This is a genomic window from Mycobacterium sp. 1245499.0, from assembly GCF_001673615.1.
Classification (GTDB): domain Bacteria; phylum Actinomycetota; class Actinomycetes; order Mycobacteriales; family Mycobacteriaceae; genus Mycobacterium; species Mycobacterium europaeum_A.
Genome location: NZ_LZMG01000162.1, coordinates 1 through 11,587 on the forward strand (window position 1 = coordinate 1; position 11,587 = coordinate 11,587).

10 protein-coding genes, 2 tRNA genes and 3 pseudogenes are annotated in these 11,587 nt (G+C 67.3%); 4 read left to right on the forward strand and 11 right to left on the reverse strand.

What is annotated here, in order from left to right; genetic code table 11:
- Positions 1–44: 44 nt before the first annotated feature.
- A pseudogene (locus tag A5646_RS28870) lies at positions 45–170 on the forward strand (hypothetical protein); the annotation flags it as partial.
- Here A5646_RS28870 and A5646_RS28875 read toward each other — a convergent pair.
- From A5646_RS28875 to clpX, 3 genes and pseudogenes are all read right to left on the reverse strand, one after another.
- Positions 162–1,139 (reverse strand): annotated as a pseudogene (locus tag A5646_RS28875) (2-oxoacid:acceptor oxidoreductase family protein); the annotation flags it as partial. The pseudogenes A5646_RS28870 and A5646_RS28875 overlap by 9 nt on opposite strands.
- A 243-nt stretch (positions 1,140–1,382) precedes the next feature.
- Positions 1,383–2,651: an MFS transporter gene (locus A5646_RS09175; RefSeq protein ID WP_156765561.1), complete on the reverse strand. Its 1,269-nt coding sequence runs from the start codon at positions 2,649–2,651 to the stop codon at positions 1,383–1,385.
- Between the two features lie 22 nt (positions 2,652–2,673).
- The gene (clpX, locus tag A5646_RS09180; protein WP_064953001.1) at positions 2,674–3,954 is read right to left on the reverse strand and encodes an ATP-dependent Clp protease ATP-binding subunit ClpX; all 1,281 of its coding nucleotides are present in this window, start codon (positions 3,952–3,954) and stop codon (positions 2,674–2,676) included.
- 340 nt (positions 3,955–4,294) lie between these two features.
- Between clpX and mmuM the strand changes: the two genes are divergently transcribed.
- Positions 4,295–5,218 carry a homocysteine S-methyltransferase gene (gene mmuM / locus A5646_RS09185; protein ID WP_231998273.1) on the forward strand — a complete coding sequence of 308 codons (924 nt, stop codon included), beginning with the start codon at positions 4,295–4,297 and terminating at the stop codon, positions 5,216–5,218.
- Positions 5,219–5,246: 28 nt separating this feature from the next.
- Here mmuM and clpP2 read toward each other — a convergent pair whose 3' ends face one another.
- From clpP2 to A5646_RS09205, 4 genes are all read right to left on the reverse strand, one after another.
- On the reverse strand, positions 5,247–5,882 hold the full coding sequence (gene clpP2, locus A5646_RS09190) for an ATP-dependent CLP protease proteolytic subunit ClpP2 (protein WP_066860217.1): 636 nt from the start codon (positions 5,880–5,882) through the stop codon (positions 5,247–5,249).
- Entirely contained in the window at positions 5,879–6,469 is a 591-nt protein-coding gene (clpP1, locus tag A5646_RS09195) for an ATP-dependent CLP protease proteolytic subunit ClpP1 (protein WP_066860220.1), read from the reverse strand. The genes clpP2 and clpP1 overlap by 4 nt, the downstream gene beginning before the upstream one ends.
- Before the next feature lie 115 nt (positions 6,470–6,584).
- Positions 6,585–8,003, reverse strand: a complete 1,419-nt coding sequence (gene tig, locus A5646_RS09200) for a trigger factor (protein WP_067021337.1) — start codon at positions 8,001–8,003, stop codon at positions 6,585–6,587.
- A gap of 77 nt (positions 8,004–8,080) precedes the next feature.
- Positions 8,081–8,157, reverse strand: a tRNA-Pro gene (locus A5646_RS09205).
- Positions 8,158–8,305: 148 nt separating this feature from the next.
- Between A5646_RS09205 and A5646_RS09210 the strand changes: the two genes are divergently transcribed.
- Positions 8,306–8,376 (forward strand) — tRNA-Gly (locus tag A5646_RS09210).
- 32 nt (positions 8,377–8,408) lie between these two features.
- Positions 8,409–9,599 carry a serine hydrolase domain-containing protein gene (locus A5646_RS09215; protein ID WP_066880245.1) on the forward strand — a complete coding sequence of 397 codons (1,191 nt, stop codon included), beginning with the start codon at positions 8,409–8,411 and terminating at the stop codon, positions 9,597–9,599.
- 62 nt (positions 9,600–9,661) lie between these two features.
- Here A5646_RS09215 and A5646_RS27975 read toward each other — a convergent pair whose 3' ends face one another.
- The 4 genes and pseudogenes from A5646_RS27975 to A5646_RS09230 form a co-directional block, all read right to left on the reverse strand.
- Complete coding sequence (locus tag A5646_RS27975) at positions 9,662–9,946, reverse strand: hypothetical protein (RefSeq protein WP_082984683.1); 285 nt, start codon at positions 9,944–9,946, stop codon at positions 9,662–9,664.
- 99 nt (positions 9,947–10,045) lie between these two features.
- The gene (locus tag A5646_RS09220) at positions 10,046–10,852 is read right to left on the reverse strand and encodes an Fpg/Nei family DNA glycosylase (protein WP_067021339.1); all 807 of its coding nucleotides are present in this window, start codon (positions 10,850–10,852) and stop codon (positions 10,046–10,048) included.
- A gap of 18 nt (positions 10,853–10,870) precedes the next feature.
- Complete coding sequence (locus A5646_RS09225; RefSeq protein WP_066860232.1) at positions 10,871–11,350, reverse strand: ribose-5-phosphate isomerase; 480 nt, start codon at positions 11,348–11,350, stop codon at positions 10,871–10,873.
- Between the two features lie 71 nt (positions 11,351–11,421).
- A pseudogene (locus tag A5646_RS09230) lies at positions 11,422–11,587 on the reverse strand (Rv2466c family mycothiol-dependent reductase); the annotation flags it as partial.

An 11,587-nucleotide genomic window follows, 5' to 3' on the forward strand; every position in this document is an offset into this window, starting at 1 on the left:
TCACCTTCCAGGCCGAGGATGAGATCGGTGGCATCTGTGCCGCCATCGGCGCCTCGTACGGCGGCGCGCTGGGCGTCACCACCACGTCGGGTCCGGGCATCTCGCTGAAGTCCGAAGCCCTCGGGCTGGCCGTGATGACCGAGCTGCCGTTGCTCGTCGTCGACGCCCAGCGCGCCGCCGTACGAGGCGCCGATGGCGGCACAGATGCCACCGATCTCATCCTCGGCCTGGAAGGTGATGACGTTGAAGTTCTTGTGCTTGGACAGCTCGTGCAGGATGTCGGACGCCGGGGTGATCGGGTAGCTGCCGAGCATGACCGGGATGTCGGCCAGCTGGCCGGCCGCCACGATGCCGTACGCCAGGGCGGTGTTGCCCGAGATCTGGCGGTATTCGCCCGAGGGCAGGGTCGCCCGGGACACCTCGTAGGTGGTGCCGAAGGCCTCGGTCGTCTCGCCGTAGTTCCAGCCGGCCTTGAGCGCCAGCACGTTGGTCTCGGCGACCTCGGGCTTGCGGGCGAACTTCTCCCGGATGAACTTCTCGCTGGTCTCGATCGGCCGCCCGTACATCCACGACAGCAGGCCCAGCGCGAACATGTTCTTGGCGCGCTGGCCGTCCTTCTTGGTGGCGCCGATCGTCTCGACCGCACCGAGCGTCAGGGTGGTCATCGCGACGGAATGCACGACGTAGTCCGACAACTCGTCGGTCTCCAGCGGATTGGTGACGTAGCCGACCTTGGTCAGGTTGCGTTTGGTGAACTCGTCGGAATTGGCGATCACCATGCCGCCACGGGGCAAGTCCCCGATATTGGCCTTGAGCGCAGCGGGGTTCATCGCGACGAGGACGTCGGGCCGGTCACCGGCGGTCAGGATGTCGTAGTCGGCGATCTGGATCTGGAACGACGAGACGCCGGGCAGCGTGCCTGCGGGTGCGCGGATCTCGGCCGGGTAATTGGGCTGGGTCGCCAGGTCGTTGCCGAAAAGCGCTGCCTCGGAGGTGAACCGGTCGCCGGTGAGCTGCATGCCGTCGCCGGAGTCACCGGCAAAGCGAATGACGACTTGCTCGAGGCGCTGACGGGCAGATCCGTTGGGGGGAGCCCCATTCTGTGAGTCTGATCCGGCTCCGCTGCCGTTCGGATCCACCTCTTTGCCCTCCACTTTGTTCACCGCGCGGACACCGCGCGCAAACTAGATTACGCCCGTGAAAGTGACTTTCCGGCCGTGTCGGTTTGATGTCACTGGAAGTATCAATTATGGCACTGATTTTCGGTCACCATCGCCGTCTCCCCGCCGCCCCCTCGCAAGCCTTCGCGGCCAAAAGGCGACGTCAGCGTCGTCTACTGATGAGTAGCACGGCAAACTGTGGCGTTGGTCACGTCTTGCGCGTTAGCAACCGTCGTTCATACCGTGTCGAGCACCGGGTGTCACGTTTTCGGCGCCGATCTTGGTAGCGGCCGTTTCCGGCATCGCGAACAGATACAACACGAAGCCGGCCGCGGCGAGGGCACCCAGGAAGACGAATGCGGCGTCATAGCCGGCCGCCACCACGATCGCGCCCGCGACGAGGTTCGACACCGCGGCACCGGCGCCCGTCGCGGCCGTCACCGCCCCCAGGCTGACGTTGAACCGTCCGCTTCCGTGCGTCACGTCCTGCACGACCAGGGGAAACAGAGCGCCGAACACACCGGCCCCGACCCCGTCCAGCAGCTGCACGCCCACCAGCCAGTACGGGTTGCCGGAGCACGTGTAGAGGAATCCACGGGCGGCCAGCACCGCGAAACCGGCCAGGAAGATCGGCTTTCTTCCCCAGGAATCGGCCTTGGCCCCGGCCAGATAGGCCACCGGCACCATGACGACCTGCGCGGCCACCACACAGCCCGCCATCAGGGCGGTGCCCACGTCCCTGTTGTGCAGCGCCAGCAGCTGGCCGACCAGCGGCAGCATCGCCGCGTTGGCGAAGTGAAAAGCGATCACCGTCGCGGCGAAGATCAGCAGCCGGTGGTTGCCCAGCAGCACCGTCAGCCGGGACGGCGCCTGATGCGGCGCTCCGGCGAGATGGTCCATGCCCCGGGCCACCTCGTGGTCGATGGCGTTACCCGGAATCCACAGCGCGGCAGCCACGCTGGCGGTCGCCATCGTGGCCAGCACCCAGAACATGACCACCGGTCCGAAGAAGTAGGCCAGCCCGCCGGTGATCGCCGCGGCGCAGGCGTTCCCTGCGTGGTTGAACGATTCGTTGCGTCCGATCCGCCGGGAGAAGCGGCGGGGCCCGACGACACCCAGGGTGATCGCGGCCAACGCCGGGGCGAAGACGGATCCGGCGATCCCGGTGAGCGCTTGCAGCACGGAGATCGAATAGAACCCGGGAAACAGCGGCATCGCCAGCGACGCGGTGGCGATCGTCAACGCGCCACCGATGATCAGCGCCCGCTTGCCCGTGCTTCTGTCCACCAGGGCGCCGGCCGGGGCCTGCGCGACGATCGCCCCGATGCCCCCGACCGCCATCACGAACCCGATCGACTCCTGGTCCCAGTGATGGGTCAGCAGCAGATAGATCGACAGGTACGGGCCCAAGCCGTCACGAACGTCGGCCAGGAAGAAGTTCAGCAGGTCCAGGCCACGCCCAAGACGCCGGGGAACGGCGTCGCCGGGGATGGCCGTGCGCTCCAGGAGCTAGTTAGGCGCTCTTGTCCCGGCGCTCGGAGCGCGACGGCTTGCGGGGCACGATGGTCGGCAGCACGTTGTCCTGGACGGTCTCCTTGGTCACCACGACCTTGGCGACGTCGTCGCGGCTCGGGATGTCGTACATCACCGGCAGCAGGACCTCTTCCATGATCGCCCGCAGGCCGCGAGCCCCGGTTCCGCGGTGGATCGCCTGGTCGGCGATCGCTTCCAGCGCGTCGTCGGTGAACTCGAGCTCGACGTTGTCCATCTCGAAGAGCCGGGTGTACTGCTTGACCAACGCGTTCTTGGGCTCGGAGAGGATCTTGACCAGCGACTCGCGATCCAGGTTGGTGACCGAGGCGACCACCGGCAGCCGGCCGATGAACTCGGGGATCAGGCCGAACTTGATCAGGTCTTCGGGCATCACTTCGGCGAAGTGGTCGGTGGTGTCGATCTCGGCCTTGGAGCGCACCTCCGCGCCGAAGCCCAGGCCGCGCTTGCCGACGCGCTCGTAGATGATCTTCTCCAGGCCCGCGAAGGCACCCGCAACGATGAACAGCACGTTGGTGGTGTCGATCTGGATGAACTCTTGGTGCGGGTGCTTGCGGCCACCCTGCGGGGGGACCGAGGCCTGAGTGCCTTCCAGGATCTTCAGCAGGGCCTGTTGGACGCCCTCTCCGGAGACGTCGCGGGTGATCGACGGGTTTTCGCTCTTGCGGGCGATCTTGTCGACCTCGTCGATGTAGATGATGCCGGTCTCGGCGCGCTTGACGTCGTAGTCGGCGGCTTGGATCAGCTTGAGCAAGATGTTCTCGACGTCCTCACCGACATATCCGGCTTCGGTCAGGGCGGTGGCGTCGGCGATGGCGAACGGGACATTGAGCATCTTGGCGAGCGTCTGGGCCAGGTAGGTCTTTCCACAACCGGTCGGCCCGAGCATCAGGATATTGGACTTGGTCAGCTCGACCGGCTCGTGCCGCGAGTCCCGGCCCTTTTCACCGGCCTGGATCCGCTTGTAGTGGTTGTAGACGGCGACGGCCAGGGTCCGCTTCGCGGTGTCCTGCCCGATGACATATCCCTCGAGGAACTCCCGGATCTCGATCGGCTTGGGGAGTTCATCGAGCTTGACGTCGTCGGCGTCGGCGAGCTCCTCTTCGATGATCTCGTTGCAGAGGTCGATGCATTCATCGCAGATGTACACACCGGGGCCCGCAATGAGTTTCTTGACCTGCTTCTGGCTCTTCCCGCAGAACGAGCACTTCAGCAGGTCACCGCCGTCTCCGATCCGTGCCATGGTGCGTCAGCGCCTACTTCCTGTTCGCCGTTGCTGTTGCCTGTCCCCGCATGTATTCACCGACGCTACCCGCTTGATCGGGCCCGCCGCGACCATAAGCGCTGAATCGCGCCGATGGTATTTGCAGGAGTTCGTGCCTGTTCCGTATGGATGAAACATATAGCCACACGGTGCCCGTCACTCGCGAAAGACGCGCTTTGCGTGTCTTTGGCGTGTCGCGGTCGTGATGCGACCGAGGCTGGCTGTCCCCCGATCCCACCACCGGCGGAGGTGCCAACCCGACGCCGACGATCGCGCGAGGCCTGGGCGGACCCCCAGGAAATCACCCTACAGTGGCGAGGTGGGTTTGGCTGCGGGCTTCGACTGGCCCGGCGGATCCGTGCTGCTCGACGGCGGGTTGGCCACCGAGCTCGAAGCCCGCGGCCATGACCTTTCCGATTCCCTGTGGTCGGCCCGGCTGCTCGCGGACGCCCCGCAGGACGTCGTCGCCGTGCACGCCGCCTACTTTCGTGCCGGGGCGGCGATCGCGACGACGGCGAGCTACCAGGCATCGTTCGAGGGCTTTGCGGCCCGCGGGTTCGATCGCGGGGAGACCGCCGGGTTGTTGCGCCGCAGCGTCGCGCTCGCCCGGGCGGCGCGCGATGGCACCGGCGTCGACGGCCTGTTGGTCGCCGCCTCGGTCGGCCCGTACGGCGCGGCGCTGGCCGACGGGTCCGAATACCGCGGCCGCTACGGCCTGTCGGTTGCGGCGTTGGCGCGCTGGCATCGGCCGCGGCTGGAGGTCCTGGCCGCCGCCGGCGCCGACGTGCTCGCGTGTGAAACGGTGCCCGACGTCGACGAGGCGCGGGCGCTGGTCGAGTTGGTGCGCGCGGTCGGCGTGCCGGCCTGGCTGAGCTACACCATCGACGGGGACCGCACCCGCGCCGGGCAACCACTGGCCGAGGCCTTCGCGGTGGCGGCCGGCGTCGACGAGATCGTCGCGCTCGGGGTGAACTGCTGCGCGCCCGCGGACGTGTTGCCCGCGATCGCGCACGCCGCGCCCGTCGGGAAACCCGTCATCGTCTACCCGAACAGCGGAGAACGCTGGGATGCTTTGCGGCGCAAGTGGATCGGCCCGTCACGGTTCGGCGCCGACCTGGCCGCGCAGTGGATCACGGCCGGCGCCCGCATCGTCGGCGGATGCTGCCGGGTGGGGCCCGCCGATATCGCGGCGATTCACCGAGCGTGCAGTCAGGGCGAAAAATCGCGCGAAGATTCGCCGTGAGTGCACGCTCGGCGACGGGCCGGGAACGCTAGGCGGTCTGCGCCGAGAGCTTCCGGTACTCGAGCACGGTGTCGATGATCCCGTAATCCTTGGCCTCTTCGGCAGTCAGGATCTTGTCCCGGTCGGTGTCCTTGCGGACCGTCGCGGCGTCCTTGCCGGTGTGGCGGGCCAGGGTGGTCTCCATCAGCGTGCGCATCCGCTCGATCTCGGCGGCCTGGATCTCCAGATCGGAGAATTGCCCCTGGATCACGCCCTGCAGCGAGGGCTGATGGATGAGCACCCGGGCGTTGGGCAGCGCCATCCGCTTGCCCGGTGTCCCGGCGGCCAGCAGCACCGCCGCGGCCGACGCGGCCTGGCCCAGGCACACCGTCTGGATGTCGGCACGCACGTACTGCATGGTGTCGTAAATCGCCATCAGCGAGGTGAATCCGCCACCGGGCGAGTTGATGTACATGGTGATGTCACGGTCGGGGTCCAGCGACTCGAGCACCAGCAGCTGGGCCATGATGTCGTTCGCCGACGCGTCGTCGACCTGGACGCCGAGGAAGATGATGCGCTCCTCGAACAGCTTGTTGTAGGGATTGGACTCCTTGATCCCAAAGCTGGAGTGCTCGATGAACGACGGCAGGATGTAGCGCGCCTGGGGCTGGGTTTCGGGGTTCACTGGGCTTCTCCATTGGTGATGTGGGCGGCGCGGGTGATGATGTGGTCGACGAAGCCGTATTCGAGGGCTTCCTGCGCGGTGAACCAGCGGTCGCGATCGGAATCCGCCTCGATGCGCTCGATCGACTGGCCGGTGAATTCCGCGTTGAGGCGGAACATCTCCTTCTTGATGACCGTGAATTGCTCGGCCTGGATGGCGATGTCGGCCGCGCTACCGGTCACGCCGCCCAGCGGCTGGTGCATCAGGATGCGGGCGTGCGGCAGGGCGAAGCGCTTACCTTTGGTTCCCGCCGCCAGCAGGAACTCGCCCATCGAGGCGGCCATGCCCATCGCGTAGGTGGCGATGTCGCATGGCGCCAGCACCATGGTGTCGTAAATCGCCATCCCGGCGCTGATCGATCCGCCGGGCGAATTGATGTAGAGCGAAATGTCCTTGTCCGCGTCCTCGGCGGCGAGCAGCAGGATCTGCGCACACAGCCGATTGGCGACCTCGTCGTTGACCTCCGAACCCAGGAAGATGATGCGCTCGGAGAGCAAGCGCTCATAGACCGAGTCCGTGAGGTTGAGACCCTGCGAGGGCGAACGCATGTCAGTCACGACTGGGTTACCTGCTTTCTTTCAGACCTGTATTCACGACACTAACCAACCAAGGCCGCCGTTTCGCGGCACGCACCCCGCGTTCGCTCACAGCGTCACGGCGCGGTCACTCCCCGGCGTCGGCCTCGTCGGATTCGCCGGCATCAGCCTCGCCCGTCGGCTCGGCATCAGCCTCCCCCGTCGGCTCGGCATCGTCGGCCTCCGAACGCTTGCCGAAGAACTCACTCGTGTCGATGGCGTTTCCGGCGGTGTCGGTGACGGTCGCCGCCCGGATCACCTCGGCGATGGCCAGCGCCCGGCGCACATCGGCGAACATGGCCGGCAGCTGGTTGTTCTCCTGCAGGTAGGCCAACAGCTGCTGGGGCTCGATGCCGTATTGGCGCGACGTCGCGACCAGCCGCTCGGTCAGGTCCTCCTGGCCGACCTGAACCTCCAGCTCGTCGGCCAGGGCGTCCAGCAGCAGCTGCCGTTTCACGTCCGTCTCGGCGGCAGTGCGCGTCTCGGTCTCGAACTCTTCGCGGGACTTGCCCTGCTGGGCCAGCACTTCCTCGAGCTTGGATTCGTCGTGGTTGAGGCTGTGCAAGGCGTTGTGCAGGGCGCTGTCGACCTGGGCCTTGACGATCGCTTCCGGCAGCGGCACTTCGACCTGCCCGAGCAGCGTGTCGAGCGCGGCCTCCCGGATGTTCTCAGCCTGCTGGGCGCGCTTGGTCCGGCCGACTTGGTCGCGCAGGTTGGCCTTGAGCTCCTCGATGGTGTCGAACTCGCTGGCCAGTTGGGCGAACTCGTCGTCGGCCTCGGGCAGCTCGCGTTCCTTGATCGACTTGACGGTGACGGTGACCTGCGCGTCCTTGCCTGCGTGCTCACCGGTCGCCAGCTGCGCGGTGAATTCCTTGGATTCGTCGACGGACAACCCGATCAGGGCTTCGTCGAGGCCCGCGATCAGCCGGCCCGAGCCGACCTCGTGGGACAGGCCCTGCGCGGCGGCGCCCGGAACCTCTTCACCGTCGATGGTGGCCGACAGGTCGATCGAGACGAAGTCGCCGTCGGCGACCGGGCGGTCCACCCCGGTCAGCGTGCCGAATCGGGCACGCAGAGACTGCAGTTCGGCGTCCACGTCCTCGTCGCTGACCTCGATCGGGTCCACCGACACCTTGAGCGCACCGGGGTCCGGCAGGGCGAGCTTGGGTCGCACGTCGACCTCGGCGGTGAACGCCAGCTCCTCGCCGTACTCCTTCTTGGTGACCTCGATCTCGGGCTGACCCAGCGGGTGCACCTCTGATTCGGCGACGGCCTGCCCGTACCGCGCCGGCAGCGCCTCGCTGACCACCTGATCCAGCATGGCCTCGCGACCGAACCGGGCCTCCAGCAACTTCGCCGGCGCCTTGCCCGGCCGGAATCCAGGCAGTCGCACCTGGCGGGCCAGCTCCTTGTAGGCGCGCTGGAAGTCGGGTTCGAGTTCTGAGAAGGGGACCTCCACGTTGATGCGCACCCGGGTGGGGCTCAACTGCTCAACGGTGCTCTTCACGGGTGTGCTCCTCAGTGCTCGTTCTTGGCTCGTTCTCGGTGGTCGGTGGGCCGCGCGCAGGGCGCGGCCGGTGGTGCTGGTCGGGGTGACAGGATTTGAACCTGCGGCCTTCCGCTCCCAAAGCGGATGCGCTACCAAGCTGCGCTACACCCCGCGCTGACCTCGATGATCCTAAGGCCCCTCAACACCGGGTTGGCCACGGGCTTCGCAGCGACGTCGCAGACCTCACGGAGCGATCACAAAACCGAGTCGATTAGATTTGATCTTCGTCGCCAGCTACAGTCACGCTCGACTAACTACATGCGGGCGTAGCTCAATGGTAGAGCCCTAGTCTTCCAAACTAGCTACGCGGGTTCGATTCCCGTCGCCCGCTCGGGCTAACTATCTGCTCGATAGAGAGGCGCCATGAGCGACCTGTTGACCGACGCGTTGATTCACGGCTCATGCGCGTCGGACTTCGTCGGGGTTCGCGACGCGTTCGAGCGCAATTTCACGCTGGGCAACGAAGTCGGCGCGGCCGTCGCGGTGTGGGTCGACGGGTCTCTAGTGGTCAATCTGTGGGGTGGCTGGGCCGACGCGGCCCGTACCCGACCGTGGCAGCAGAACACCCTGACCACCGTGTTGTCCGGCACGAAGGGCCTGTCGGCCACCTGCGTGCACCAGCTCGCCGACCGCGGCGAACTGGACCTGCACGCCCCCGTCGCGCACTACTGGCCCGAGTTCGCCCAGGCGGGCAAGCAAGACATCACGCTGGCGATGGTGATGAGCCACCGCTCCGGGGTGATCGGCCCGCGCACCCGGATGCGGTGGGAGCAGGTCGCCGACTGGGACTACGTCTGCGAACAGCTGGCCGCCGCCGAGCCGTGGTGGGAGCCGGGCACCGCGCAGGGCTACCACATGACCACCTTCGGTTTCATCACGGGCGAGGTGTTCCGCCGGGTGACGGGCCGGTCCATCGGCCAGTACCTGCGCACCGAGATCGCCGAACCGTTGGGCGCCGACGTGCACATCGGGTTGCCGCTGAGCGAGCAACACCGGTGCGCCGAGCGGGTCAACAAGCCGCATGCCCGCGATCTGCTGGCCGACGCGAAGGCGCCGGGCTACCCGAGGAGCCTGGCCGAGCACCCCAAGGCGGGGCTGTCGATCTCGATGGGGTTCGCCCCCGACGACGAACTCGGCTCGCACGACCTGAACTTGTGGCGCGAACTCGAGTTCCCGGGCACCAACGGGCAGGTCTCGGCGCTGGGACTGGCGACGTTCTACAACGCGCTCGCCCAGGAGAAGGTGCTCAGCCGCGAGCACATGGACCTGGTGCGGGTCTGCCAGGGCGGCCTGGAGACCGACCTGGTGCTGGGGCCGCGGGTCGCGGACCACGGCTGGGGTTTGGGCTACATGCTCAACCAGCGTTGCGTCAACGGGCCGAACCCCCGCATCTTCGGCCACGGCGGGCTGGGCGGCTCGTTCGGGTTCGTCGACCTGGAGCACCGCATCGGTTACGCGTATGTGGCCAATCACTTCGACCCGACCAAGGCCAATGCGGACCCACGCAGCCTGGTGCTGTCCAACGAGGTCTACTCCGTGCTGGGAGTCATCTGACGCTCAACGCAGATGCGCCCCGCCGATTCGGCGGGGCGCATTTGATTGCGTGACTGGTCGGATCAGGGGTGCCAGCCGGGCGGCGGCGGCGGTCCACCCGGGCCCCACGGGTGCGGCGGCGGTGGCGGTCCCCAGCCGGGCCCCCCGGCCGGTCCGGGCGGGTTCCAACCCCCGGGTCCGCCCCGCCAATCGTGGCAGTTGTTCCAATCCCAGTTGTTGCCCCAGCCCGGGTCCCACCACTCACCCGGGCACCATTGCGGGAAGGGGCCGGGATGGGCCTGCGCCTCAGTTGCGACGCCCAAGCCCGCCAGACCCAGCCCGCCGATTGCGAGAGCCGTTGCGGCCAAACGTGGAAGAGTTTTCACGGGCTATGTGATACCCGCATAGATGCTTTGGCTAAACAAGTGGCGCCAGTGTTATGGGCTGAAAGTTTCCTGCCAATGCGGTCACTTCTGGCATGTCGGGCACCAGAACACGTTTCGGCCCTCCAGCACCGTCGTGCGGATCGGATCACCGGACACCCGGCAGGGCTCGCCGGTCCGCCGGTAGACGTAGGTCCGGGGTCGATCGGGGCGGTACGACGGCGCGCCGTGGTCGTGCTCGGGCCGCACCACGATGATCTTGCCGCGGCGCAATCCGACCTTCATCAACGCGACCAGATCGGTCCAGGCCGCGTCGAACTCATCCTCGCCGACGTCGCGGCCGGGTCGGAACGGGTCGATGCGGTGGCGGAACAGCAGCTCGCTGCGGTAGACGTTGCCCACCCCGGCCATCACGGTCTGGTCCATCAGCAGGGCGCCAATGGGCCTGCGCGACTTGGCAATTCGCTTCCACGCCCAGGATGGGTCGGCGTCGCTGCGCAACGGGTCGGGGCCCAGCCTGGCCAGGACGTCGCTGACTTGGCCTTCGTCGATGACTTCGCACACCGTCGGCCCGCGCAGGTCGGTGCCGTAGCCGGCGCCGATCATGCGCATCCGCACCTGCCCGACCGCTTCGGGAAACAGTCCGTCGCCGGGCCGTTCCCATTCGGTGAAGGCGCCGTACAGGCCGAGGTGCACGTGCACGATCGGCCCGCCGGCGTAGTGATGAAACAGGTGCTTGCCCCACGCGCTGGTGCGCCGCAACACCCGGCCGTCGACCACCGCGGCCGAATCGGCGAAGCGGCCCTGCGGGCTCGACACCGCGACGGGGGCACCGGCGTATCGGCGTTGGTGCAGCCGGGCCAATCGGTGCAGGGTATGCCCTTCGGGCACGCGCAGACCTTTCCGGCGTCAGCTGGCCGCGCCGGGTACCGGCGGGGCCTGGTGGGTGCGTTCGTATTCGGCGAGTATGTCGATACGTCGTTGGTGGCGTTCGGCTTTCGACCAGGGCGTGGTCAAGAAGGCGTCGACGATGGCCAGCGCCTCGGCCACGGTGTGCATGCGACCGCCGATGCCGATCAGTTGGGCGTTGTTGTGCTCGCGGGCCAGCGCCGCGGTCTCGACGCTCCAGGCCAGGGCGCAGCGGGCGCCGGGCACCTTGTTCGCCGCGATCTGCTCGCCGTTGCCCGACCCGCCCAACACGATGCCCAGGCTGTCCGGGTCGGCCACCGTACGCGTCGCGGCGGCGATGCAAAACGCCGGGTAGTCGTCTTCGGCGTCGTAACTGAAGGCGCCGCAATCGATCGGCTCGTGCCCGGATTTGGTGAGGTGATCGATGATCTGCTGCTTGAGCTCGAATCCGGCGTGGTCAGAGCCGAGGTAGACGCGCATGCCCGCAATCCTTACACAGCCACCCGTGGCGTTGGCGGCGGCGAGGGCAAGGCGGGCAGCGCCCTACCGGTCTAGTCGAATTCGGGCTTCTCCGTGCGGCTGCGCTTGAGCTCGAAGAAGTGCGGGTAGGACGCGAAGGCCACCGAGGCGTCCCACAGCTTGCCCGCCTCCTCGCCGCGCGGGATCTTGGACAGCACCGGCCCGAAGAACGCCACATTGTTGACGTGGATGGTCGGT

Excerpts from the sequence above, each read along its gene's own strand:
- clpX (WP_064953001.1), bottom strand. The coding sequence starts at position 3,954 with ATGGCACGGATCGGAGACGGCGGTGACCTGCTGAAGTGCTCGTTCTGC.
- clpP1 (WP_066860220.1), bottom strand. The coding sequence starts at position 6,469 with ATGCGTTCGCCCTCGCAGGGTCTCAACCTCACGGACTCGGTCTATGAG.
- A5646_RS09215 (WP_066880245.1), top strand. The coding sequence starts at position 8,409 with ATGAGCGACCTGTTGACCGACGCGTTGATTCACGGCTCATGCGCGTCG.
- A5646_RS09225 (WP_066860232.1), bottom strand. The coding sequence starts at position 11,350 with ATGCGCGTCTACCTCGGCTCTGACCACGCCGGATTCGAGCTCAAGCAG.